Raw genomic sequence first — 23,885 nt, forward strand, 5'->3', positions numbered from 1 at the left:
TGTATTCATCCGTGTAGATACTTTCCATCCAACAATTGCTCGTGAGAACACATCAATAACAAATGCGGTATATACCCAGCCTGAATGAGTTTGAATATAGGTAAAGTCACCCACCCATAGTTGGTTTGGATGATCAGCATTAAAATTACGTTTCACTAAATCATCTGCCCGTTTTTGGTCATCTCGGTTACGGGTGGTTTGTTTATTCTTACCACGCCAAACACCTTGTATACCTAGCTTTTGCATCAATCGAGCAACTGTACAACGTGCAATAACATAACCCTCACGTTTTAATTTTTGCCAGACTTTACGTACACCATATCGACCTGAACTTTCCTTCCAAATTCGTTTAATTTGTTCAGCATGATGCTCATCATGTAGATCTCGTTTCGCTCGATGTTCTGGATTGTCAGCGAGATCTAAAGTTCGGTAATAGGTTGAAGCTGCGATCGGTAAAATCCTACAAATCGCATCAACACCATATCGATCTTTATTCTTATGGATAAAATCCACCATTATTTGTATGGGCGGTCGAGCTCCGCCTGGGCGAAAAAAGCGGCTGCTTTACGTAGAATTTCATTGGCACGCTTTAATTCTTTAATTTCACGTTCCATTTGCTTCATTTTTTCTTGATCAGATATCTGTTGTACTTTAATAGGATTTTGCTGATCTAAATGCTTTTGATGCCAGGCACGAAGTGTTTCAGGAGTACAACCGATCTTAGGCGCAATTGCTGTGATTGCAGCCCAAGTAGAAGGATAATCTTTTTCAGATTCAATCAATAATTGAACCGCTCTTTCTCTGATTTCAGGGGTATATTTTAATTTTGTCATCGGGATAGTCTCTCAGAATATTGACTCTCCGACAAACCCGGTACGGTTCATTGATGCGCTATCTTTTTTTGATGATGAAAGTGGTAGTCCTTTCATATTTCTAAATACATTTAAGTCAGCGGAAAGAGCTCGTTTTGATTGTGCCCATGAACTTGGCCATGTTGTTATGCACACGCATAATAAGAAAATTCGTTTCAAGAAAGATAACCGTGCTCTTGAAACTGAAGCGGATCAATTCTCTTCTGAATTTTTAATGCCAACAGATGCATTTTTTGCGACTGCGCCACGCTATCTTTCACTCGAAAATATGATCGAGTATAAGAAGGTGTGGCGAACGTCTCTAAAATCCATTAACTACAAAGCTCATAAGCTTGGACTAATTAGTGACTGGGTTAATCGTAGTAATTCTATTAAGATTAACTCATTGGGTTACAACATTAATGAACCTGAGGAAACTCACCGTGATGAGAGTCTCATGTTACCCAAGATTATGTCTGTTTTAGCTTCACAAGAAAAATTCGATAAGAACCAAATGCTTGACGAGATTGGAATTTCTGAAAAAGATTTTAATCAGTTAACATTTGATACTTTAGAAAAAGTTGAGCTACCAAAGAAAAAACACAAGTTATATCTAGTCGATTAATTTAAATTGATATTAACTTAATAAAAATGGGAGCTTAAGCTCCCATTTTTATTGATGATTTTTTAATTCTTTTAGCATGGCATCCCGCAAGATTTCATTCATACGTGTCTGATAACCTTTACCTTGTGCTTTGAACCATGCAAGTACGTCAGCGTCTAAACGAATAGATGTTTGTTTCTTCACTGGACGATAGAATTGATTATGACGTACAGCATTACTCCAGTCGGCAACTTCAGGAATATCTGAGAGATCTAGCTGATCGTCAGGAACAGTTCCCTTAGCAAGCAAGCGTTCAATTTCAGCATCTTGCTTGTCGCTGAATTTTTCATTCAGTTCTTTGCGTGAATGTCTAACCATGCTCATATTTATCTCGCTCCGCTTTTGTTACCTGTCTTGCACTAATAATTCTTATGATTTCACAGTCATCTTCATCAAAGATGGTGTGAGCTACTAAGAGCATTAGTACGCCTTTTACTTTTCCAATGGTTTGCCAACGTTCTTCACCATCGGTGTGTCTGTCTTGGATTGAGATCCGTAATGGGTCTTCAAAAACAAGGCTTGCCGTTTCGAAAGAGACATCGTGTTTTTTCTGATTCTTTCGATTCTTTGCCTCATCCCATTCGAAATACTGTTCCATAAAAAACATTCAAATTTGTATATACAATAATGTATCACAAAATTTTATCACTCAAGTTGAGAAGCGTAATTTTTAGTCAAAATTATTGGCTAAAAGTGACAAATCTGTTCAATAAAAAGCCGACTTGTTTCAAAGTCGGCTTTTTTTGCATTTTTGCATTTTTATGGTTTTATTAAGTATCTGATATTTATTTTAATATACAAGTGTGTGATTTCGCATAAGCGCCATTATGTTAAATGATCCATCATATTAGGATATTTTATCCATCTATAGTTATTAACCTTAAACTCTCTAACATGAGTAAAATCAGACCAAATTAATTTACTGCCTTTCGTCCACTTTAAAGATTGAATACGCAGATTTACTTTTAATTTTTCTTGTTCTGTTGCAGGTCTTAAATCCCCAAGCTCACCATAGAGTCTTACACCAGGATGAGAGTTAAATTGCCCTTTAATGAATGACGATAACCAAAAAACTTTGCTTGAGTTCACAGCACAGATACAAACATTTTTATTTTGTTTTAGATTTTCTGCTAATTGATGAGAAAATGAATCAAACAGAAAACCTGTTCCATCATCATTCAAGAAAACTGTTCCTATTGGAGTAATGTTAGGTATTCCCTCGATAGATACGCTAGCAATATTTACATGCATATTTGCTTTTTGCGCTTTAATAAAAACATCTTTAATTATTTTCCAGTTATTCAAATCAATTTTCATTTTTATAAGTCCTTATTCCAATTCCATTTATTTGTAACTTACATCTGTTTTTAGTTCATTGACTAGAAGAACTAATTTTATATTTTTATAGATATTCTAAAATTAACATAATACACGTTATACGAAGTTGAATTGTAAGCCCCAAGTAGAAATGTCCGGTTTCTCCAAAGTAAAAATGTCCGCTTTTAGAATATGCACTTTTGCAATTTTCTTAGCGGACGGTTTGATATGTTGGTGTCTATGTCGGATAAAGAACTTAAACGATTGTCGGTCTTGCAAGAAATCTGTGATCAACGCATAACCCAGTCCCAAGCTGCTCAGCTACTTCATATTTCAGAACGTCAGATCAGACGTTTATTGCAAAAATACAAAGCTCAAGGCCCAGCTGCATTAGCACATGCTGCACGTGGCCAAATCAGCAATTCCAGGCTTCCTGAAGAGCTCAGACTCAAGTGCCTCAATATTGTTTCGGATCAACTGCATGGTTTCGGACCCACTTTAGCGCATGAAAAGCTCACCACTGTTCATGGATTCGATATTTCAGTGGAAACACTGCGTTCCTGGATGATTGCAGCCGATCTGTGGATTCCTCGCGCCAAGCGCCTGAAACGCCCGTATCAGCCTCGTTATAACCGAGATTGTTATGGTGAACTGATTCAAATCGATGGCTCACACCATGACTGGTTTGAAGGACGCGCTGCTAAGTGCTGTCTGCTGGTATTTATCGATGATGCCACAGGAAAATTACAGCATTTACGCTTCTGTGAGTCGGAATCAGCATTTGACTATATGATTTCAACACGTTTGTATGTTGAGCAGCATGGTAAGCCGTTGGCGTTTTACAGTGATAAACATTCAGTCTTCAGGGTGAATCAAAGCAGCAAGAAAGACACCAAGATTACCCAGTTTGGACGCGTACTCAGTACCCTCAATATCGATATCATCTTCGCCAATTCACCACAAGCCAAAGGCCGTGTAGAACGGGCGAATAGAACGCTTCAGGACCGTCTGATTAAAGAAATGCGCCTGGAAGGCATCTGTTCGATTGAGCAAGCGAATGCCTGGCTACCCTGCTTCATTGAGCAGTTCAATCAGAAGTTCGCCAAGATGGCTTTTAATCCTAAGAATCTACATCGGCCTATCGCTGAAACAGCCGAAGAATTAGATGATATTTTTACTTGGCGTGAACCCCGCAGAGTCACGAATAGCCTGACGATTACTTATGATAAATGCGTATATCTCCTAGAAAACACCGAAGAAAATCAAAGGTTGATCGGTAAGTATCTTGAGTTCCTGGAATACCCGGATGGTACTGTAGCCCTCATGCATGATGGCCGAAAGATCAATTACAGCCTCTTCGATAAATTAAGTCAGCTGAATCAGCGAGAGATTGTTGAGAATAAACGGTTGGGTGCTGTTCTGAATCATATCCAACAACAGCATGAAGAACTGGCACAACAAAACAAACGCAATCGTTCTCAAAAGATGCCAAGTAGACGTGCACAGAAAACAGCGATTGAACAACGAAATCTGAATCCTGTGCTTGACTCTTGTAGTTAAAAACAGGACATTTTAAATGGTTTATCGCATAGACATTTTAATTGGTGAATAACAACACTTGTATATTAATCTAAATATCAACCACTTAATAAAGATATAAAAATCCAAAAATGACTAAAAAGCCGATTTTGAAACAAGTCGGCTTTTTTATGAGCGGTTTTGATACTTCTTGCCAATAAGTTTGACTAAAAAATAGTCAGTTTTGGGGTTTTTCAAATTTTATCAATGCCTCAATGTCCAAAATTATCCACATTTTTTGTGGATAAAATTTAGGCTATTTTGTAAGCCCTGGCTCATACCAATCTCGGCCCTTTGCTGCTATCCGCAATACTGGAAATTTCCTATCATGAAGACATAGAGAGCAGGATGCTCCAGATAAAAAGAATAAGATGAACAACAAGGAACGTGAGATCAGACAGGAGTCAGATCTAAGCGCCAAATATGGAAAAGCCCGACAGGATGTCGGGCTTTTTTATTGCCTATCCTTTCTCATTTGCAAAACAAACATAATGCCCCCTAAAATATAGACTATAATCTATATTTTGGTTGTGGTATGTGGACAGTCATTACGACAGATCTATTTAATCAGTGGCTTGAATAGCAAGATGAACCTACACAAGAGAAGGTCCTAGCTGCCCTGGTTATTCTACAGCAGCAGGGACCGAGTTTAGGCCGTCCTTTAGTAGATACTGTGTATGAGTCTAAATTTACCAATATGAAAGAACTGCGTGTTCAACATCGCGGTAGACCCTTAAGAGCTTTCTTCGCATTTGATCCCTTACGACAGGCTATTGTTCTATGTATTGCTGATAAAGGCGGTAAAAAGCGTTTTTATAAAGACATGCTGGATATTGCAGATGAACAATACCAACTTCATCTCACTACCCTAGGAGATAAATCTAATGGCTAAGACTCTGCAAGAATTGTTAGCTAGCCGCTCTCCAGAGAGCCAAGCCCGTATTCAAAAAATGGCTGATGAATTACTGCTAGAAAATCAGCTTCATCTTATTCGTGAAGAACTCGAAATTTCTCAAAAAGAGCTTGCTGAAACTTTGGGAATAAAACAGCCATCGCTTTCAGCAATAGAAAATCGTGGCAATGATCTTAAGATTTCAACCATGAAAAAGTATGTTGAGGCAATGGGTGGGAAGCTCCGTATTGATGTAGAGCTTCCAACAGGAAAACATATAGGATTCAACGTTTAACAATAAAAATGGGAGCTATAGGCCACTGCTGTCCCACAAATATCACAAGAAGAACCTCAATTGAGGTTCTTCTTGTTTTCGCCATTTTTTATCTGGCACAAAGAGTGACCTTAAAAGTTTCCTTTCAAATAAATTGACCTGAATAATTCTCAGTAAACGCTGAACACTCCATCCTTCTTGTGCCATGTGTTTAGCGAAGTTCACCAGCAAATAGGCAATTAATGCAATCCATATTTGCGTTTGTATCGCATTGCGGCTTCGACCTAGAAATGACTTCAGTTTTAAATTCTGCTTGATCGCTTTAAAGAATAACTCAATCTTCCAGCGGTCTTTATAAATTGCAGCAATGGTGGATGCTGCCAGATGAAAGTTGTTGCTCAGAAATTCGAATGTTCTTTTCTTATCTGTATCATAAAACTCTATACGTCTTAATAATTCAGGTGCGCCTCTTTTCTTGGCATGCGCACTGCTCAATTCAATACATTCATCCGCAATAATCCCTTTAGTCTCTAATACGCTGCGGCTTGATTTAACTTGATAAACTGTCTTTGGGCGTAGCCGGGTTACAAAGCTGACGTTCTGAAGTGTCAACTGAGCAAACCATTGATAATCAACATATCCTTTATCAAAGACGATAATGCTGCCAGCAGGAAATTTAAATGCTCTGCCTTGCACCATATCATTTTCAATACCATCCCCAAGCGCTACAAATTCAGGAATGGTATTGCTGTGATTTAAGCCAACACTGAGTTTAATACTGGCTTTGGATTCATGTACTTTTGCCCATGCGCACAATGACAGTGAAAGATCAATATGACTGGCATCTAGTGAATACAGCGGATTTTTGAATCTAAATTTATGTGCAGTTTTAGAGTTTTCACAGCGCTGAAGCAGCTGTGTGAACAATTGCTGATACAGGCTGGCGGGCTGTTCTTCGTTGAGTCTTGCTAAGGTGCTTCGCGCAATTCTCTTCGCGCCAAGATGATAGAGCTTTTCCTGCTGGGATTCGAGATTGGATTGAATGTCTCTTAAGCTTTGCCGACAAGAAAGTTGGGACATCAATATGGCAACAAACTGATCCCAGCGGGTGGCTGATCTTAATTTTTGCCCAGAGTGATGCAGTTTAGCCAGACGTTCAAAATCTTGTCTTAGAATGGGTTTGAGTAATTGATGAAATACGGTATTCTGATGTGACAAAACCTGAGTCCTTTATAGTTAAAATGTTTGTTTGCACTCATATTTTAACTCTTCAGACTCAGGTTTTTTTATTTAAAGCAAACTATGGGACAGTAGTGAGCTATAGGCTCCCATTTTTATTGTTAAACGTTGAACCCAACGGTAAATAGTCGTGTGATCAACATTCACACCCCGTTCGGCCAGCATTTCCTGCAGTTCACGATAGCTAATGCCATATTTACAATACCAGCGCACAGCCCAAAGAATGATTTCGCCCTGAAAATGCCGACCATGGAAAGGATTCATATGCTGCACCTTTAGCTAAAACAGTCTTCAGCTTACCATTCGTGGTTATTTGCAACAGTGCCATTTGGAATACGCCATGATTGATGGAACGATTGTTAAAGTTCATCGACATGGGCAAGGTGCAAAAGGGGGACTTTCAAACAGTCTATAGGTAAATCTCGAGGTGGAATGACCTGTAAAATTCTTGCCTTAGTGGATAGTCTAGGCAACCTCATTAAGTTTCGATTAATGCCTGGTCAATATCACGATTTAGTAGAAACCAAACCTTTAATTGAAGATGTTGATTTTCAAGCATTACTAGCGGATAAAGCATTTGATGCAGATTGGCTCATCCAAGAACTCAATGAACGTAAAGTGAAAGTGGTGATCCCACCCAAATCTAATCGAAAAGTAATGAGAGCATTTGATACGACTATGTATAAATGGCGTCATCTCATTGAAAACTATTTCTGTAAGTTAAAAGAATTTAAACGTATAGCGATGCGTAGTTGTAAAACAGATACGAGTTTTGAAGCCATGATTCAATTGTGCGCGAGTGTAATTAACTCTCGGTAATTCTCAACAGACCCTAAACAAACCCAATAATTTTTCATTCTTTCCTAACTTCATCTGGGAGAGTTGAGTTTGATCATAGACCACTCGATAGCCTGCTTGTTGCATTTCTGCGATCAAATTCCGTTGGTCTATCCGTTCTCCCCCTTGATCTTTCGGCAGAAATTGACGCTTACCCCCGCCTAGAATCACATCAACCCCATCTTTTAATTTGACGTTATAACGCTGATAGGTATCACCTTGCGAACTTGGTACTAATTGGGATGCTATGTCATTTTCAGCATCACGATGACAAATATGGGCATAAGTCGATGCTGGTGTAGCATGCGTAATGCGAGTTGTCGTGACTACACCTGTACCCCAACCTTGTGCCTTGGCCAATTCGAGTAAAGTTTGGGTGTCTTGCTTATTCTGGTTCTGAGGATTGGTTCCACATTGATGGTTTCCAGCCTGATCTGGTTCTACTGCAATTGTTCCAGTCTGCATGGATATCACTTCATTTTTCATTTTTACACCTGTCATATAAGCACCCATCGATGGTGCGCTATCTGTAACCTGTGCATCTTCTGAGAAAGTACGAACAAATGCTGACTCTGGAAGTTGATCTATCGGCAGTTGCCCGTCTTCACCAACAGCATAGATTCGTGCAGCTGTTAGTGTCGTGATACCCATTCCATCTCCCAAGAAAAAAACCACACGTTGAGGCTGTTTTGATGGTTGTACTGAAGTAGAAGTTGATTGAACTAAAGCAGGACTTTGACAGCCCATCAAAATAACTGTGCCCAAACTACAGCATGCCAAACTCATTAATTTTTTATTAAATTTTTTCTTATGCCAAAGCATTGCATCGACTCATCTTAGGATGGTCGAAAAATACGCTTTAAATATTCAATTTAAATGACAAATTTATGAAAATATTATTATGACTACTTATATAAATTTTCCTAATTGCAAAAAATAGTGTAGCAAGTTGCTACACTATTTTTTTACTTTATTTTTCTAACATTCTTTTTAGGAAAGCTTCTAATTCTTTTAAATTTTGATCATCAAATTGTCCGATTTTTAAAGATACCTTTAATGTATTATGGTCAAATTTGATATTACCAGCAACTTTCCCATCATATTCAATTTTATGTACAATTGAAGTTTGAATTACTTCTTTCGTTTCTCTTGACTTAAAGATTTTTTCAGCTAGTGATGCCAGTTTTGTCTGTTCAACTTCTTTTTTAAGCAATTTTGACCATGCTTCAAATAATGCTTCTTTAGCATTTTCATGGTTTTCTTCATGATCTGATAGAAATTTTTTCACTGCTGTAGCAGCGGTCCGTGCTAATAATGACGGCTGTTTTTCCAAATCTTCAATCAACTCTCCAGGTAATTTTTCAAAAGATAAATATTTATACATATCTTCACGATTCATACCTAATGACTTTGCTAACTTCTGCTTATTTTTTTTTAATTTTTCATCCAAAGAAGTTAATCCAACATATATTTCATAATCTGTCAGATCTTCTCGCTTTAAATTTTCAGCTAATGTTAATAAAGCAACTTCTTCATCCGATGCATCAATAATGATTACTTCAATGGTGTTCTTATTGAGAAATTGGTGGGCTTTCAATCGTCTTTCACCAGCAATCAACTCATATTTATCATTTATTCTACGAACTGCAATTGGTTGTAATAGCCCAATTTCCTCAATTGATGCTGCTAAATCTTTAATATCTTGTTGATTAAAGAGTTTTCGAGGCTGGTTAGGGCTAGCCTGAATATCTGTAATTTGTACATTACGTCTTAGCTCTTTGACATCATTAATATGCTCCTTTTGGGCATGTTGATGCTTTTGAGTATTTTGCTGAAGACGTTTAGCCAATAGCTCTTTATTACTTACCATAGTATTTCCAGAATTATATTATCCGACACGCTGAACAATTTCTTGTGCTAAAGTTTCAAAAGCTTTTCGAACTTTTGAGTTTTTATCAACAGATAATAAAGGTTGTTGCAAAATTGCAGCTTGATTAACTTTAGTGCTCATTGGAATTGTGGTATGCAATAATTCTCCAACTTGATTAAATGCTTCATCTTTTATTAATTTACATACATTCTGACGCTCATCATGTTTAATTAATAAAGCACCTAAGAGTTCTAACTCAGGGTTAACTCTTCTAATTTTACTTAAATGATTAATTAAATCAGTAACACCATAGAGACCGTATTGTGAACCAGATTCAATTGGAACAATAACATGTGTCGAAGCGGCTAAAGCATTGCTAGTTAATAATTTTAAGCTCGGAGGGCAATCAATAAGAATGTAGTCATATAATCCTTCTAGAATTTCCAATTTATTTGAAAGTTCCTCGGTTGGTCTTGGTGCATCATCTTTCAATTGATCTTCAGTTTTACCAAGAGTTAATGAGCCATATATTAAGGAAACATTTTTAAATTTTGTTTCTTCTTCTAATGCTTCTGATAATAAACTTATATCACCAATGAGTAATTCCGCTGATGTAGTTTCAACTTCGCTAGGGTGTCTTAATCCTATATGTAAACTTGCATTTGCTTGTGGATCCAGATCAATTACTAAGACCTTATTTCCTAATTCAGCAAGTTCTGAAGCAAGATGTACTACAGTAGTTGTTTTCCCGCAACCACCTTTATGATTAGCTACAGCAATGATTTTAGTTGACATATTTGTCTTAAGGAATTTACTTTGATTTCATTTAATATAAAGATATTTGTAGCAACTTGCTACAGTTCCTTTGTCATATTTTTATCTTTTGAATTCAAAAGATGTGGAGAAAACATTTCTTAACTTTTTTTAAAAATATAGCTAGCTAATTTTAATTATTATTAATTAGTATTAATTAGTTAATTATAATTAGACAAATTTTATTTTTTTAAAAACAAATAGATAGAATTTTTAAAGTGGAAGGCGTGTCACTAATAAGTGGAAGACCTGTCATTGATAAGTGGAAGCCCTGTCACCTTTAAGTGGAAGGTTTGTCACTAATAAGTGGAAGGTCTGTCACCGATAAGTGGAAGGTTTGTCACTATGGTGGAAGACTTGTCATTGTGATTTATTTTAATGTGGATTTTTTAATTTAAAACAATATAATTCAACTGCTTGTGATGTTGATAAGTTTGTTTTTATTGAAATAAAGGTGGAAGACTTGTCATTAGATGTTTTTTATTCTGTGGATAAACTATTTGTATAAAATTTAATTGATAACATGATGTTTAATAGTCAAGAATATCGGAATGGTGGAAGGCTTGTCACTTTAACAGTGGAATATGTGTTGATTAATTCCACTTTAGTGGTGCTGTAGGCTATTCCTATTTTCAAATTGATTGCTTTAGCGATACGGATGAATTATCAAAGGTGGAAGAATTGTCACTTAAAAGTGTTTAATTTTATATTAATTCCACCATAAGACTAGATAGTATCAAAATTGCACTTTAATAGTGACACTTCTTCCACTCTTAAGGTGTTTGATGGGCATAAACTGAGTTAATTTAATGTAAGGAAGAGAAAATAGTGAGCGGTTTGCATCTTCTTCCACTTTTGTGTATAACATGTAGAAAATATTTTAATCTTTCCACTTATGAGCAATCACAACGAACCAGAAGAATTAGAACATCTACCTTATTGTATTGGTAATATTCGACATAATGGAGTAGTTAGCACTAGTAACCGTCTGATTAGACCAATTGAATTATCATCTAATGAGTATAAAGCTCTACTTTATGCGATGGCTGTTGCGAATTATGGTGAAAAGAATAATCAAGATCGTGAAATTACAGAGCAAACTTATATATATTTGCATAAAGATGATTTAGGCGAACTATTAGGATTAGATAAAAAGAATTCCATTAATGTTGCTATTGATCGTATTTATAAAGAATTATCATCACGAGTAGCCCATTTTGTAATTGAAGAGTCCGTGGATGATAATAAGCGTAAAGTTAAAAAAGTACACTCAGTAGTACCAATTATTCGTGAACTCCGTTGGGAAGATGATGCTAAAAATGCTTTGCAGATACGTTTCACCAGTGAAGTACTTCCATATTTTACTCGTTTAGCAAATGGAAATTTTACAACCTATCAATTGAAAGATTTATTTGCTTTGGACTCTGTCACCAGTATGAGTTTGTATTCATACTTTATCAAAAATGAATTTAAGTATGCTAATCAAGATTCTTATGAGGTTGAACTTTCACTTGAGAATATCAAAGCATTAATTGATATTGGGGAGAAAAAATACGATCGTTGGGTTGATTTTAGACGATACGTTTTAGACAAAATTATTGAAGAAATTAATGAAAGGACTAGTCTTCAATTAGAATACGATACCATCAAGAAAGGTCGACCTATTGTCGGAGTTCGATTTAAAATTCTTAATAGGCATGCCACTGAAGTTGTTGTATCTAATACTAATGATAAGACTCAAATCTATTTAGATGTCAATTTTGATGATAATGCGCTTGTTAAAGAATTAGGTGCGAAGTTCGATATGACCGTAAGGTCTTGGTACATCTATGCGAACGACCCAAATTATAAACAGTTAAGTAAGTGGTTTAAGACAGAAGGGTGCTTAACTGAATCTCAAGCAAATGTGATAGTTAATGATATTATGTTCCAAATGGATTTTGCTGTAGCTGGCAGTTCAATGAGTGAATTTAAGAAAGAAATGAAATATAAATTAAAAAATAATCCAAATTTTGTAAAAGAAAATAGAAAACGATTGAATGAAATATTTGGAAAAGAAGTTATATGACAGTGTAGCAACTTGCTACACTGTTTACGATAATGTGTAAAATAAGCTTGATATCAGTTTAGGTTATATTTTGATAGCTAATTAATAGACCTATGAACTCATAATCCGTTGGTCGACAGTTCAAGTCTGTCTGGGCCCACCAAATTCATGTGTTTATATTGTAAAATACATACTTAAACCCTTAATTCTAAAAGAGTTAAGGGTTTTTTTATGTCTTAAGAATACTCAGGTGTACTCGTATAAAAACACCCTATTTGTATCCTGGCTTGTATCCTGTATAAAAAATAGAACTCAGGATACAGGAGCCTAGTTTAATCTAGGAAAATCAAAATTTTATGGCTAAATCTAAATTACTTACAGATACACAATATGCAGCATTAAAAGCAAAAGAATCTGAGTACAGAGTTTCAGATATTTCAGGTCTGTATTTAAAAGTTGGTGTAACAGGCAAAAAGTCATGGCAGTTAAGATTTAAGAGTACGGTTGGTAAGTGGACATGGCTTGGGTTGGGAAGCTACCCAGCAATCTCAGTCAAAGAAGCACGCTCGTTGGCTATTAAGTATCAAAATGGTGAACTCATTTTAAAAACTAAAAATGAGAAATTATTGGAAGTTAAACAACAAGAGAACCTATTGTTTGGTAATTTACTGATTAAATGGATGAATACGAAAAAAGGTGTATGGACTGATAAAACCTATAAGAAAGAGTATCAGTCGATAGAAAAGCATATATTGCCAGTATTTGGTCACCGTTTATTTAAAGAAATTTCCGCATCTGAATGGAAAGAATTTTTCAGAGAAAAACAATTAAATGAAGGGATATTCAATAGACTTGAAAAATTAATTTCGTATTGTCGTAATGCTTATGATTATGCAATTGATGATAATTTAATTAGCTATAACCCTCTCGCAAGAGTACGAAAAGGGCTAGTAAATCATACTTCAGGCTCAATGAAACATGTCGTAATGGATGAACTTCCCGATCTTGTTAATGCAATCCGTAATTATCGCTCTGAAACTACTAGCATTGGACTCGAATTGCTCTTGGTGTTGTTTCCTAGACCTGGTGAGTTGAGAGCTGCACGTTGGGATCAATTTAATTTTGAAACAAGAGTATGGCTTAGACCTGCTGATCTGATGAAAAGAAGAGTAGCTCATGCGATACCGTTACCGAAGCAAGCAATTAAATTATTGCTTCGATTAAAAGAGATTTCAGGGGATGGCAATGAATATTTGTTTCCATCAAGAAGTAATTCAAATGAAAAATTTATATCTGACGTGACCTTCACTTCAGCATTGAAAAGAATGGGGTATACTGGGAAGCAGAATCCTCATGGATTTCGCCACATTGCGAGTACTTTTTTAAATGATATTTTTAGTGATAAAGAACAAGTGATTGAATCAGCATTGTCTCATCAAAAAGCAGGTGTGAAAGGTGCATATGATAAAGGTGCTCACTTAAGAGAAAGGGTGGATGTTATGCAATTTTGGGCTGACCACTTGGATTCGATCTGCGGAGTAAGAATGTTTGATTAAAGTGTTCTTGTTATAATTTTAAAAGCTGAAATTTTATTTTCGGCTTTTTTTTTGCGAAACGGGATTATTGAAGATGTGATTTTTCTAATATGTGTAGATTAATGGGTTTTAACTGTTTTGATAAATTGATGAAAACTTTACTAAACCCTCATAGTCAAATAAATCCGATTTTAATGAAACTCCGTGAAGAAAATGTGTGGCGATGTTCAAGTAGCATATTGTGCAAAATTTTACAGATTAATCGTCAGCAACTTATCAAAATTCAAAATGCTGTTCCTAACTTTCCAAAACCCATGAGAGATCGAGATACTCGACAAGCAGTGATGTATTTTGATGTTGATGAGATTTTCAATTGGTACATGAATGAATTTCATTCTGATTTTTGAACTAAATTTAACGAATTGACACTATTGGAAAAATAATTTTTTTAGTCTGATATGATTTTTTCTTTTTTTGAAAAAATATTTATGTTGGAAATGAATACACCACAATCAACTATGATTCAGGAAAATAAAGCGTTAGCTTTAAAGTTTAATGATGTAGCAAAAAAATTAGGCTTGTCGAGGACGGGACTAAACTTTTTGATCGCAAAGAATCCCGATTTTCCACGACCTTTTAAGCTTGCAGATGGTGAAAAAGCGCATAACTACTTTGATTATACGGAGGTGTTGAATTGGTATGAAATACAGAAAAAGAATAGGTCTTCTGTTAGTAGGAAACAATAAATTGGCTTATATGGGAACGTTTGGATAAAGGAGAAAGGCTCAAGGGGTAATTTTATAAAACCATGATGTGAATTTACTTTTAAAAAAATATTTCACGAGGAAAAAGCTATTTTGATCCTTGAAAAAAAAAACCACGTTAGGTGGTTTTTTAATTTTTAGGTCTTTTTCTTGTCTGATTCATATATGCATGGTTGTCTCTAGTCAGAGCCTAAAGAAATAATAAATTTCTCAATCATTTTGCGTTCCAACTCTGGTAATTCCTGTAAAGCATTAGTAATAGGATCAATCTCTGAGGTACTCATTTTTTCACGGCGTCCCAAGATGTAATCGGCTGATACATTAAGTGCGACAATGAGTTTATAAAAATTCTCTAATGAGGGTTTACGTGAGCCCGACTCAAAATGCGCAATAGAGGTTACGGGTATTCCCGTTTTTTCAGCAAGTTCTTGCTGTGTCAGCTTTCGTATCTTTCTGACTTCTTTCAATCGAATCTTAAATTCATTCGAGTCTAATTCAAGTGTCATTATTACCGCCAAATAGACAATAAAAACTTGACGTTTTGGTCATGTTTTTATATAAATATAGACATAGTTTAGATGCTTACTTGTAAAACGAGAAGCAACTAAATCATTACTTGATAAAAATCTAAATCAATTGAAGGCCAAACGATCATGATGGATTATTCTTCGAGTCGAATTTTGACATCGATGCATCCTAGTATTCGCCATCTCAATATTCGCAATGTAGCTAAAATTGTAGCCTCAAAAATTATTTGTAATACGCAATTACAGTTGCAATATAATCCTGACTTTTGTCGGCAACTGGGCGTATCAACTTATCTCAACACGCACATAGGATTAGCTTATTTCATTGATGATCGCTATTTTGACCATTATGGTTTACAACCAGAAAGCTTAATAAATTTTTCAGATGTCTATGCTCAATTGTTGCATGACTTTTATGAGTTTTCAGGCTATCAACCAGATCAACTATGATCTGGTTGCAACGGCGTACACACGATCAATAAAACGAGCATGCAATAGCGGAACACAGCTAATGCTTTAGCATTTTTTTGAGATACTAGTTCTAGCTTAAAGGAATTATTTAAACTGCTGTTGATACCGTCAGATTGAAGATTAAATGACAGTCGTTCCATCAGCTTTTCCTCACAGATTTCAGAAGATATTGCAATCTGCCAACAGCTTGCTGGAAATAAACCATAAATCCCTTTTAAAAAACGATTTGCTAGTCTTACATCATTCGGTTTAAAGATTAATCCAGCGTGTGAAATATTCGCTTTCGTCTCAAAAATATGTATCGCATCTAAGATATTTGCATCATCACGTCTCAATTCATTGAGCTGTTTAAAAAAATATTCCAATAAACTTTTGTCCTCTGCAGTTTCAAGGTGCGGAAGTATGCGCTCTGATTTATCTGCATCCATGATGAAACGTGGACGATTCTTACGATTTTTGAGCTGTTTGAGCCTGATTATATTCCGTTGCCATAGCATGAGTTGTTCTATCGGAAAATCGTATTGTTGCGCAAGCAGTTGCGGTGTATATGATTGATCTAATTTTTTGAGAATTTTTGCGATTAGAGGGAATGGATAAGCTGACTTACTCGTTCCATAAATAAAATCGTTGTCCTCTGCTTGTACTAAATCAGCTTGAATCTTAGCTGTGTTGATGTATTCATCAGGCGTTGTTATAGATTTAATTTTTATTGTTCGTGCTATTTGTTCATCGTAATAACTCAGCGCTATTTGATGTTTTTGTGGTGGTTTTAAGCGAGGACAAATCTTATGAATAACAGCTCGATCAATAAGTGGGTCAAATTTTCTTAACTGGTAACCGGCCATCAGGTAAGCTAGATGCAAATAGCTCCTAAAGGTTTCAGTTGGGTCTATGTGGCCCAATAAATGGGCAAGTAGATACCAAGAGTTTTGAGGTGTGTTAGAGCGTAAGAGCTGACTACGAATCAAGTTGTAATGCTCATGTGAATAGTCAGTGAAGGTTGTTACAAATTTGTAGTTCATGGTCAAAATCATGGCTAAATTGTTCGTCGCACTATGTCGCAGCGAGTGAAAGCTATAGCAATGATTTGGCAAAATAGCATCAAGTAACTTTTGAAAAGGCGTGGTGACCAAGTAGGGTTTGATACGTCCCGCACTATTCCAAAGAGTAAATAGGTAGTCATTGGATGAATAAGCGCTACGGCGTGCCTTGCAGTATTGCTGAAATTTAAGATGTTCTTCTTCGCTTAGTAAAATTTGAACGTTGAGATTACGCTCAGCACTATCCGTTTTAAGAAAATGCTGTTGATGCTTCGCACGATATGGACGTATCCAAATTGAACTCGCTTTGACACCTTCCACATCCTTGATTCGCATACCGAGTATTTCATTAATGCGCATGCCCGTACGAAAAGCTATCGTATATACGATACTCAGCATTTCTAAATCATGTGCGGTGTAGCTGGAATGTTTATATTGACTAAGCTGACTGAGTAGATATTGAAAAGTTTTTCCTGAGATAATTTCAGCTTTGGGTGAATGAACACGTAGTCCCGCACCGCTCAAAGGGAACGATTCAGCATTAAATAGCATCTGTTGGAATTGATGGAATCGTTTTAGGAGATCGATTTTTTGTGATTTTGATTTACCGATGCCAGTTAACATGCGGTTGTAGATTACATCTAGACGGTCATTCAGGTTAGATTCTTCTATAAAGTCAGTGCTATGGAGTAACCATGACTCGGCAAGTTTGGTGTAATAACTATAGATTGAAGAATGGCGAATCTTCTGCTGTTGAGTGATATAGCGTAAGTACTTATTTTGATCGAGCTGATAAAGCCTACAGATAGATTGCATATCATCTACGGCAGGATGAAACAGGCTGTATAACCACAGTCCCAATCTTTTTGCATTTTCGGGAAGATGGTCATGCTGGCTGAGTAAGAAGTTTCGTAGCTCTTTTGTGGTTTGATCACTATTTCTAAAAAATTTTAAAATTTGTTTATGCAATGCAATCAATGAGTCTACAGAATGATCTGTGCAGCATTGTTCTGCTTTTTCTGTCGGATTTAGTATTTTCGGCAGGGGTTCTAGCGCTTGTTGTGAATCGAAAATGGATAACTGTGGCGTGAGATAACGTTTAAACGCACTTAGACTTAAACCACAAGTCTCAATCTCTTCTGATAAGCAAAGACTTAGCGCAGGACTTAAATCAACCTTGTCTAGCTGCATCCATGAATGACTTGAGGTTTGTAAGAGTTGATTAAATTGCTTTGGGCTTAACGGAAGTGCTAGTGCTTTAAAAATACAATTGATATACGTGTAACAATCAGATTGGATATCAATTTTTTGTGTTTTAAGTCTCGCAATCCATAGCAGTGTTAACCGGTCGGGCACAAAATTTCTAGATTTTTTTAAAGGCTGTTTAGGGTCATATAAATCACCATAATGTGGTGACTGAGGTTCTAGAAAGATCAGGGGGATTTGTATTTTTGGAATCTGATCAATCGAACCTTGTTGTTTTAAGTGTTCGAGCAAAGCTTGTAGGCTAGAAAGGCTTGATATCCCACCATAGAGGATTGCGCAGATCAGTATATTTCCAATGCTTTCATCTGCGGTAAAGTTATCTGTTGTATACCAAAATCTTAGAAGTTTTTCTTTGATCAGTGAGATGGATTTAGATTGTTCTAGCCGAGTCTCATTGAAAAGCAATGGCGTGCGTTGAATAGAGACGAGATGTTGAGTAGGTAGTGGTAAGTCTGCATCATTTGTGTGATTGTATTGAATAATACGTTTACGGAACTGCTGATAAAACGTCTTTTTTAGAGCAAAACTATATTGATGTTGATCCAAGTGTTGGCTAACTTGCTCAAAGAGCGTGACTATACTTCCTGACCGCTGTGCTTGCTGTAATTGCTCGAACGACAGAAACTCATCGATGATCGCTTGAAATTGTATACGCTCTTTAATTCGCTTTTGGTCTCTGTTGTTAGCACGGCGTTCATGTGCATACTTTGTTTGTTTAGGCATATTCATACATTCCATCAATACTGTAAAAATTTTGCATTTCATTGAGATGAGTTGCGATGGTTCTATATTGTTGAAGAGACAGGCTTGAGAATTTTTGCCCCATTTCTTGTTGGTTTTGTTCATGTCCCATCAGGGCTAGAATGAACTGTTCATCAACTTTCGAAGTTAGATATGCACGAGCTGTATGCCTAAGCCAATTTGCGTGGTTGAGCTCCATAACATGAGTAAATGAGCTTATAAGACGGGGACTAAGCTCTTGCCATTCTCCCTGCTGATAAACATTCAGCAGTGGCTTTTTACTGCTTAAAATTTCTTGAATGTGTGATTGATGCTCTGGATGCAGTTGTTTGAATTCTTTTAAATAGCCAATAAACTGACGGACTTCTTGAACAGCAAAATCACATAACGGGATTAAGCGACCATCATTCGTTCTTGAGTGAATTTCTTTGTCGGAAACCCAAAGCCATTGTTGTTTTAAATCGAAGTTTTTTAAGAACCCAGGGAATCCATTCACAGGTCGAGCCGCTGTAAAAAGCAATAAAATATGCCAAAGCCAAATGTTGTAGTGATTGAACATCTCCAGCATTTGGCTACTGTGTCGGGCTTGAATGATCTGATGTTGTAAGTAGGCAAATATAGCCGTTACTGTTGCAGGCTTGGGAGCTTTACAACTACCAAATCTAAGCTCGGGATCGGAAGTAAGATGAATTTTTTTTGCTAAATCACGAGACAACTGTTCTACCGTGCTTTGGTAATTCTGTTGCAGGCGGTATACCGGATACGAGCAATATGAAATAGACACCGATCGATTGGCATCTATGCCAGTCAGAATGTCAGCGAGTTGCTCGTTATTGGTATGTCTATAAATACAATGATGTAGTAAGACACTTATTTTCTTAGTTGATAACGATGGAATGAACAGTTCTTCACGGCATTTCTTTAATGCTTGATTGACTTGCTCTTGGCTCACAATTGGAGACTGTTTTAGACCGTCTACTAATTCTTCAATGAGTGGTAAATCGAAATAGGTCACTTGATTGAGTAATTGATTTTTGTATTCGAAGTCAGCGTTCTCAAATAGCGTGAACTTTGAACGTAGAAAATATTGATCGTTTTCTAAAATGATCTTTTGTCGTTTATTCAGTGCATAGCGCTGCTTGGATTGTAGATATAACCATTGCTCAACAGGAACACCACTCAGGAAACTGAGTAATATAAAAAGATACGCTTTATTTTTTTCTGGATGACTCAGATAGACCTGGTAGCAATGCTCTACCAATAAACTTAAGCTATTGAAATCTGGATAATGCTTACTACAGCTGAAATTATGTTGTTGTCTAATGATGTGCTGTTGTGTCAGTTGGCTAATTTTATGTTGTAGAAAACTAGATTGAGTGGCTAAAGGCGATACCTGTGCTGTATTAATTGAGTATTGTAGATCGAGCTGCTCATCCTGTGATTTTTCGTAGAAGAGGGCTGGATTTTTCTTTTTAGGTATATCTTGTAGATGGCATAAAATTGCGTCGTACTCATCTAGATAATGTGGTTCATTGATCTGTTTTGGAGGCGCTGAATAATTTTTTTTGGGTTTAAGTGCTAGCACATAATCATAGAATCGTCGTATATCAAGCAGTAATAGATACTGAAAACGATTGAGTTTAGTATCGTTTTCTAATTCCCGTAAATTCTTTACGAATTGCACTAATGGAATTTCATCGCTAGGCAGTTGCTCCCATAACCACAAATATTCCTGCTGATACCGATTCAACTGTTTGCCTTGTTGCGATATGGCATAAGCTTCGTTCGCTAATCGAAATCTATCAAGAACTTTAATAATCGTGTTTTGATGGTCTTTTTCGCCCTTATTAGGGATAGATTTAAGAATACACGCTGCATGTAAATTATTCACAGCCCATCGTTGTATAACTGCATATTCGTGCTTAGCTACTGAATAGAGATAGGCACAGATCGGATGTTTAGCAACACTCGAAGGCAGAGGTAGTTTTATTGGGAGCTCAAACTGAGAGTCCGCATCGAAGTTGATAGTTGTATCGAATAAGAATTTTAGCTCAGGGATTAAGACTGCAGTTTTTAAGTGCTGTGCGATAGTATTTTGATAGCCCTGATCAAACAATTCATGATCTAGCATTCGTTCAATGATGTTTTCAATTTTCATGGGTTAAATTCCAAAATTGTGATGCACATGGTTGTGCGCTCGTGAGTGCTTTACATTTATTTTTGAGTGCTTGAATTCGTAGATCGTGAGCGCCGTTGATTTGCTTTTGGCGATAAAGCAGTTGATTACGGCTGCAGTCGATCAGCTTGGCGAGCAGATCTAGAGAAAGACTACATCTGGGCTTGTCATAAAGCTTTTGATTCACATCGTAAATTGCTTGTTTCGATAGCGACTGATTTAAGTTTTGAAGTAGCCTATCGGGGTTAAGAACCTGTGGATTGATCTTAAGCTCAGTCATTAACTTAAAGAGTGAGGTGCTGAGTTGATATTGAACCTGAACGAGGTCTATATCAGCTTCTAGAATGGGATGGGCTTTAACTCGAATATTTTGTTGTTGTGCCATATAAACAAGCAGAAAGTTATCTGTTGCGAATGACTCAGCTTGAGTAAGCTTAGTAGTAGACACTAGGTTTAGGTCATGCTGAAAGTGTGTTGGCAGTTGCGAGGCATTTAAAATCTGGGCATAGCATTGGTAAATTTTGAACAGTGGCGGGTAAGGACGGATCATAACCCCCTTTGTGTGAAACGGTCTTTTACTGGCTAGCTGAGTATTTACTTTTTTTGTAGGCTTCATTTATTTGCCCTCCTGATGTTTTTAACTTAAATCAAGAAGGACAAAAAATTTTAATTCTTATAAAAAGGTCAAGAAATTGGTTATAAATGTGGATGGTTTTTGATGAATTTGAGCGACTCAAAGCGGATGGGAAAAAAAGGGTATGTACAGGATTTTGTTTGTAAGTGATTGATTCTATTTAATGTGAATGTGACAGGTTTCTAGGTGAATTGTATTATCTCCAAAACAGTACTACTGTATGAATGAGTTGTATTCAATGCAGGGAAGAATGTAGATCCTTAATACTAACGGAAAATTATTTTACTGAATTTTCATGTAAAGACTCATTTAATTGATCAATCACTGTCGTCCATTCACCATCAGAGTGTAGTTTTTCTTCTAAAAAATGACGTTGAGCATCAGTCCAAAAAATTGCTTGTGTTAAAAAAACATCTCCAGCTAGCTGATGGCTCTCTATGAATTTTGCAATTGCTTCTTCAGTAGAAGCTAAACCAAGCTGTTCAAATAATTTGGTCATTCTTGGACGTGTTTGAGTCATGTGCTTAGCCCACAAATTTATATTAGATCAAATTAAACATAACATGTTTATATTTAAACTAAAATATAAAAAATTAAATAGCTACTATTTTCTTAGACAAAATGATTACTACATTTCATAAATCAACCACCTACATAATTTGTTTGTTAAATGATCATTATTTTTCAATAAGATTATTTTAGGGTCTGTTGACATTTACTGTTCATAATTAACCCTATAAAGGTAGCCATAAAAATATACAGGCTAAAGCAACAGAACTTTGATAATTTCTTTTGAGCTTGTCATATCGAGTAGCTATTCCTCTAAATTGCTTTAATCTACAAAACATATTTTCAACTAAATGCCTGATTTTATATAAACACCAGTCCATATGGTCATTGTTCGATTGGCTATTCGTTTTCTTTGGTATATTCGCTTTAGTCCCTGTTTTCCTGATCTGTTCACGCAGTGGTTCTGAATCATAGCCTTTATCTGCACATACCACTTTTGTCTCTTTTAAATCTAATGTTGATATTAAATCAGGTGCAACTTTAACATCATGTGTGGTTCCATCGGTAATCATGAAATCAATAGGATTGCCATGTGCATCAACAATCAAATGTATTTTTGAGGAGTTTCCTCCTACACTTTTAGAAATAGATTGATTCGCTATACCGGCAGAATGTTGATGAGCACGTACATGAGAGCCATCAATAAAAATCCACTCCATATCGGGGCATGAGGCTAGTAATTTGAATAATCTAAGTAACTTACCGCTGCTTGACCAACGATTAAAACGTTTGAAAATAGAGTTTGAATGACCAAAACAAGAAGGAATATCTCGCCACGGACAGCCTGTTCTAATTCTATAGAGAATAGCTTCAATAAAATGGATAAATTACGCAGAATAACTTTCAACTTTTGCCAGTGTTGATCTGTCAGCATGGTACGAGGCATAGCGAATAGTAAAATTGGGTTTGGCGATTTGATTTTACTACTTCGCTATTTTTTTAAGCTAAAAGTGTCAACACACCCTAATAGTTAAAGATTTTAAATTTTAAAAATGACAAAAATGTAATTTTGAAGTCATCGCTCTGTTTCTGTCTCTCACTAATAATTGAAATATAAGAGGAGATGATGTGGTCTCATTAAATATAGATTTTATAAAGTCATCTCTAATGAACTAACGAATCAAGAGGAAACGTAAATGAAATTATTTCAAAATAAAATGACTGCTCTACGTAATGTTGTAGTAGCTGCAACGATGATTGTGGCTACTACAACTACGTTCGCTCATGTGAGTTTAGTGAGTGCGATTCCTGCGGAAAATGCATCTGTCCTTAGTCAACCAAAGAACTTGACCCTTAACTTTGGTGCAGAGGTTATGTTGATGAATATTAAGTTACTGGATGCTCAGCGAAGAGATGTTCCTTTAAAATATAAAGTTACTCATGACTTAAAGAAATCCTTTGATGTCGCTCTTCCGAAACTGAAAAAAGGTAAATATACCGTTGTCTGGACAACAATGGGGAAAGATGGCCACAACATGAATGGTGAATATAGTTTCACTATCAAATCAACTAAATAAGAATTGATTACCTTTCAACATGTCAGTGAGGTGCTGACATGTTGTTCTAGAATGGAGAAAAATAATGATTTCTGAATATTGGATGTGGGCCACTTGGTTAACTAAGGTTATTTTATATTTAAGTGTAGCTTTTGTCGTTGGTGGAGCCTTTTGCTATTTTTTACTTAGACAATATCTTGAACTAAAAGAATCGATTCTTAAATATATTACAATTGGCGCTGGATTAGGCCTAATTTCCAGTACCTTGGGATTTTTTATTCTG

At 36.2% G+C, this 23,885-nt stretch carries 19 protein-coding genes, 8 pseudogenes and 1 other annotated feature; of the genes and pseudogenes, 12 read left to right on the plus strand and 15 right to left on the minus strand.

Annotation, left to right across the window (positions count from 1 at the left end; translation table 11 throughout):
• Positions 1-833, minus strand: a pseudogene (locus tag WA352_RS21100) (IS3 family transposase); the annotation flags it as partial.
• Positions 442-558 (minus strand) — a sequence feature (AL1L pseudoknot). (Overlaps the previous pseudogene by 117 nt.)
• A gap of 40 nt (positions 834-873) precedes the next feature.
• Here WA352_RS21100 and WA352_RS21105 point away from each other — a divergent pair.
• Positions 874-1,476: pseudogene (locus WA352_RS21105) on the plus strand (ImmA/IrrE family metallo-endopeptidase); the annotation flags it as partial.
• A 48-nt stretch (positions 1,477-1,524) separates the two neighbouring features.
• On the opposite strand, the gene WA352_RS21110 reads toward WA352_RS21105, so the two are convergent.
• The 3 genes from WA352_RS21110 to WA352_RS21120 all read right to left on the minus strand — a co-directional run bounded on the left by WA352_RS21110 (position 1,525) and on the right by WA352_RS21120 (position 2,832).
• The gene (locus WA352_RS21110) at positions 1,525-1,839 is read right to left on the minus strand and encodes a BrnA antitoxin family protein (RefSeq protein WP_336143837.1); all 315 of its coding nucleotides are present in this window, start codon (positions 1,837-1,839) and stop codon (positions 1,525-1,527) included.
• Positions 1,826-2,113, minus strand: coding sequence for a BrnT family toxin (locus WA352_RS21115; RefSeq protein WP_039890878.1), 288 nt, complete (start codon positions 2,111-2,113; stop codon positions 1,826-1,828). Before WA352_RS21115 ends, WA352_RS21110 begins: the two co-directional genes overlap by 14 nt.
• A 227-nt stretch (positions 2,114-2,340) precedes the next feature.
• Positions 2,341-2,832 (minus strand): pyridoxamine 5'-phosphate oxidase family protein, encoded by a 492-nt coding sequence (locus tag WA352_RS21120; protein ID WP_039624381.1) that lies wholly within the window; start codon positions 2,830-2,832, stop codon positions 2,341-2,343.
• 240 nt (positions 2,833-3,072) lie between these two features.
• Here WA352_RS21120 and WA352_RS21125 point away from each other — a divergent pair, with 240 nt between their 5' ends.
• The 3 genes and pseudogenes from WA352_RS21125 (at position 3,073) to WA352_RS21135 (ending at position 5,597) form a co-directional block, all read left to right on the plus strand.
• Positions 3,073-4,392 (plus strand): ISNCY family transposase, encoded by a 1,320-nt coding sequence (locus tag WA352_RS21125; RefSeq protein ID WP_336143845.1) that lies wholly within the window; start codon positions 3,073-3,075, stop codon positions 4,390-4,392.
• 553 nt (positions 4,393-4,945) lie between these two features.
• Positions 4,946-5,302: pseudogene (locus WA352_RS21130) on the plus strand (type II toxin-antitoxin system RelE/ParE family toxin).
• The gene (locus tag WA352_RS21135; protein WP_001140620.1) at positions 5,295-5,597 is read left to right on the plus strand and encodes a helix-turn-helix domain-containing protein; all 303 of its coding nucleotides are present in this window, start codon (positions 5,295-5,297) and stop codon (positions 5,595-5,597) included. The pseudogene WA352_RS21130 and the gene WA352_RS21135 overlap by 8 nt, the downstream one beginning before the upstream one ends.
• A gap of 42 nt (positions 5,598-5,639) precedes the next feature.
• Here WA352_RS21135 and WA352_RS21140 read toward each other — a convergent pair whose 3' ends face one another.
• Both WA352_RS21140 and WA352_RS21145 read right to left on the minus strand, forming a co-directional pair.
• Entirely contained in the window at positions 5,640-6,794 is a 1,155-nt protein-coding gene (locus WA352_RS21140; protein WP_005003123.1) for an IS4 family transposase, read from the minus strand.
• A gap of 111 nt (positions 6,795-6,905) precedes the next feature.
• Positions 6,906-7,079: pseudogene (locus WA352_RS21145) on the minus strand (IS6 family transposase); the annotation flags it as partial.
• A gap of 64 nt (positions 7,080-7,143) precedes the next feature.
• On the opposite strand from WA352_RS21145, the pseudogene WA352_RS21150 reads away from it, so the two are divergent.
• Positions 7,144-7,634, plus strand: a pseudogene (locus WA352_RS21150) (IS5 family transposase); the annotation flags it as partial.
• 15 nt (positions 7,635-7,649) lie between these two features.
• Here the strand turns inward: WA352_RS21150 and WA352_RS21155 are convergent.
• The 3 genes and pseudogenes from WA352_RS21155 to WA352_RS21165 form a co-directional block, all read right to left on the minus strand.
• Positions 7,650-8,474: pseudogene (locus WA352_RS21155) on the minus strand (alkaline phosphatase); the annotation flags it as partial.
• 148 nt (positions 8,475-8,622) lie between these two features.
• Complete coding sequence (locus tag WA352_RS21160; RefSeq protein WP_043972778.1) at positions 8,623-9,522, minus strand: ParB/RepB/Spo0J family partition protein; 900 nt, start codon at positions 9,520-9,522, stop codon at positions 8,623-8,625.
• A gap of 18 nt (positions 9,523-9,540) precedes the next feature.
• Entirely contained in the window at positions 9,541-10,317 is a 777-nt protein-coding gene (locus WA352_RS21165; RefSeq protein ID WP_004942653.1) for a ParA family protein, read from the minus strand.
• Between the two features lie 913 nt (positions 10,318-11,230).
• On the opposite strand from WA352_RS21165, the gene WA352_RS21170 reads away from it, so the two are divergent.
• From WA352_RS21170 to WA352_RS21185, 4 genes are all read left to right on the plus strand, one after another.
• The gene (locus WA352_RS21170) at positions 11,231-12,403 is read left to right on the plus strand and encodes a replication initiation protein (RefSeq protein WP_043972782.1); all 1,173 of its coding nucleotides are present in this window, start codon (positions 11,231-11,233) and stop codon (positions 12,401-12,403) included.
• Positions 12,404-12,738: 335 nt separating this feature from the next.
• Positions 12,739-13,938, plus strand: coding sequence for a tyrosine-type recombinase/integrase (locus tag WA352_RS21175; RefSeq protein ID WP_336143840.1), 1,200 nt, complete (start codon positions 12,739-12,741; stop codon positions 13,936-13,938).
• Between the two features lie 128 nt (positions 13,939-14,066).
• Complete coding sequence (locus tag WA352_RS21180) at positions 14,067-14,324, plus strand: hypothetical protein (RefSeq protein WP_155771242.1); 258 nt, start codon at positions 14,067-14,069, stop codon at positions 14,322-14,324.
• A 90-nt stretch (positions 14,325-14,414) separates the two neighbouring features.
• Positions 14,415-14,663, plus strand: a complete 249-nt coding sequence (locus WA352_RS21185) for a helix-turn-helix transcriptional regulator (RefSeq protein WP_167543104.1) — start codon at positions 14,415-14,417, stop codon at positions 14,661-14,663.
• Between the two features lie 197 nt (positions 14,664-14,860).
• On the opposite strand, the gene WA352_RS21190 is transcribed toward WA352_RS21185, so the two are convergent.
• Positions 14,861-15,187, minus strand: a complete 327-nt coding sequence (locus WA352_RS21190) for a helix-turn-helix domain-containing protein (protein ID WP_043972788.1) — start codon at positions 15,185-15,187, stop codon at positions 14,861-14,863.
• 147 nt (positions 15,188-15,334) lie between these two features.
• Between WA352_RS21190 and WA352_RS21195 the strand changes: the two genes are divergently transcribed.
• Positions 15,335-15,658, plus strand: a complete 324-nt coding sequence (locus tag WA352_RS21195) for a hypothetical protein (RefSeq protein WP_052500226.1) — start codon at positions 15,335-15,337, stop codon at positions 15,656-15,658.
• On the opposite strand, the gene WA352_RS21200 is transcribed toward WA352_RS21195, so the two are convergent.
• From WA352_RS21200 to WA352_RS21220, 5 genes and pseudogenes are all read right to left on the minus strand, one after another.
• Positions 15,649-18,708 (minus strand): tyrosine-type recombinase/integrase, encoded by a 3,060-nt coding sequence (locus WA352_RS21200; protein WP_043972791.1) that lies wholly within the window; start codon positions 18,706-18,708, stop codon positions 15,649-15,651. The genes WA352_RS21195 and WA352_RS21200 overlap by 10 nt on opposite strands.
• Entirely contained in the window at positions 18,701-20,884 is a 2,184-nt protein-coding gene (locus tag WA352_RS21205; RefSeq protein ID WP_043972793.1) for a hypothetical protein, read from the minus strand. The genes WA352_RS21200 and WA352_RS21205 overlap by 8 nt, the downstream gene beginning before the upstream one ends.
• On the minus strand, positions 20,874-21,518 hold the full coding sequence (locus WA352_RS21210) for a hypothetical protein (protein WP_043972796.1): 645 nt from the start codon (positions 21,516-21,518) through the stop codon (positions 20,874-20,876). The genes WA352_RS21205 and WA352_RS21210 overlap by 11 nt, the downstream gene beginning before the upstream one ends.
• Positions 21,519-21,813: 295 nt before the next feature.
• Positions 21,814-22,056 (minus strand): DUF2789 family protein, encoded by a 243-nt coding sequence (locus WA352_RS21215; protein ID WP_004281876.1) that lies wholly within the window; start codon positions 22,054-22,056, stop codon positions 21,814-21,816.
• A gap of 195 nt (positions 22,057-22,251) precedes the next feature.
• Positions 22,252-22,992, minus strand: a pseudogene (locus tag WA352_RS21220) (IS5 family transposase).
• A gap of 250 nt (positions 22,993-23,242) precedes the next feature.
• Between WA352_RS21220 and WA352_RS21225 the strand changes: the two are divergent.
• Complete coding sequence (locus tag WA352_RS21225) at positions 23,243-23,623, plus strand: copper resistance CopC family protein (RefSeq protein ID WP_057061708.1); 381 nt, start codon at positions 23,243-23,245, stop codon at positions 23,621-23,623.
• Between the two features lie 64 nt (positions 23,624-23,687).
• A pseudogene (locus tag WA352_RS21230) lies at positions 23,688-23,885 on the plus strand (copper resistance protein CopD); the annotation flags it as partial.

The sequence above is a fragment of the Acinetobacter sp. 102 genome (assembly GCF_037028485.1).
In the GTDB taxonomy this organism is placed as follows: Bacteria; Pseudomonadota; Gammaproteobacteria; order Pseudomonadales; family Moraxellaceae; genus Acinetobacter; species Acinetobacter higginsii.

What these genes read in the sequence shown, in the direction of transcription:
- WA352_RS21110 (WP_336143837.1), bottom strand. Translation starts at nt 1,839, where the DNA reads ATGAGCATGGTTAGACATTCACGCAAAGAACTGAATGAAAAATTCAGC.
- WA352_RS21115 (WP_039890878.1), bottom strand. Translation starts at nt 2,113, where the DNA reads ATGGAACAGTATTTCGAATGGGATGAGGCAAAGAATCGAAAGAATCAG.
- WA352_RS21120 (WP_039624381.1), bottom strand. Translation starts at nt 2,832, where the DNA reads ATGAAAATTGATTTGAATAACTGGAAAATAATTAAAGATGTTTTTATT.
- WA352_RS21125 (WP_336143845.1), top strand. Translation starts at nt 3,073, where the DNA reads ATGTCGGATAAAGAACTTAAACGATTGTCGGTCTTGCAAGAAATCTGT.
- WA352_RS21135 (WP_001140620.1), top strand. Translation starts at nt 5,295, where the DNA reads ATGGCTAAGACTCTGCAAGAATTGTTAGCTAGCCGCTCTCCAGAGAGC.
- WA352_RS21160 (WP_043972778.1), bottom strand. Translation starts at nt 9,522, where the DNA reads ATGGTAAGTAATAAAGAGCTATTGGCTAAACGTCTTCAGCAAAATACT.
- WA352_RS21165 (WP_004942653.1), bottom strand. Translation starts at nt 10,317, where the DNA reads ATGTCAACTAAAATCATTGCTGTAGCTAATCATAAAGGTGGTTGCGGG.
- WA352_RS21170 (WP_043972782.1), top strand. Translation starts at nt 11,231, where the DNA reads ATGAGCAATCACAACGAACCAGAAGAATTAGAACATCTACCTTATTGT.
- WA352_RS21175 (WP_336143840.1), top strand. Translation starts at nt 12,739, where the DNA reads ATGGCTAAATCTAAATTACTTACAGATACACAATATGCAGCATTAAAA.
- WA352_RS21180 (WP_155771242.1), top strand. Translation starts at nt 14,067, where the DNA reads ATGAAAACTTTACTAAACCCTCATAGTCAAATAAATCCGATTTTAATG.
- WA352_RS21185 (WP_167543104.1), top strand. Translation starts at nt 14,415, where the DNA reads ATGAATACACCACAATCAACTATGATTCAGGAAAATAAAGCGTTAGCT.
- WA352_RS21190 (WP_043972788.1), bottom strand. Translation starts at nt 15,187, where the DNA reads ATGACACTTGAATTAGACTCGAATGAATTTAAGATTCGATTGAAAGAA.
- WA352_RS21195 (WP_052500226.1), top strand. Translation starts at nt 15,335, where the DNA reads ATGATGGATTATTCTTCGAGTCGAATTTTGACATCGATGCATCCTAGT.
- WA352_RS21200 (WP_043972791.1), bottom strand. Translation starts at nt 18,708, where the DNA reads ATGCCTAAACAAACAAAGTATGCACATGAACGCCGTGCTAACAACAGA.
- WA352_RS21205 (WP_043972793.1), bottom strand. Translation starts at nt 20,884, where the DNA reads ATGAAAATTGAAAACATCATTGAACGAATGCTAGATCATGAATTGTTT.
- WA352_RS21210 (WP_043972796.1), bottom strand. Translation starts at nt 21,518, where the DNA reads ATGAAGCCTACAAAAAAAGTAAATACTCAGCTAGCCAGTAAAAGACCG.
- WA352_RS21215 (WP_004281876.1), bottom strand. Translation starts at nt 22,056, where the DNA reads ATGACTCAAACACGTCCAAGAATGACCAAATTATTTGAACAGCTTGGT.
- WA352_RS21225 (WP_057061708.1), top strand. Translation starts at nt 23,243, where the DNA reads ATGAAATTATTTCAAAATAAAATGACTGCTCTACGTAATGTTGTAGTA.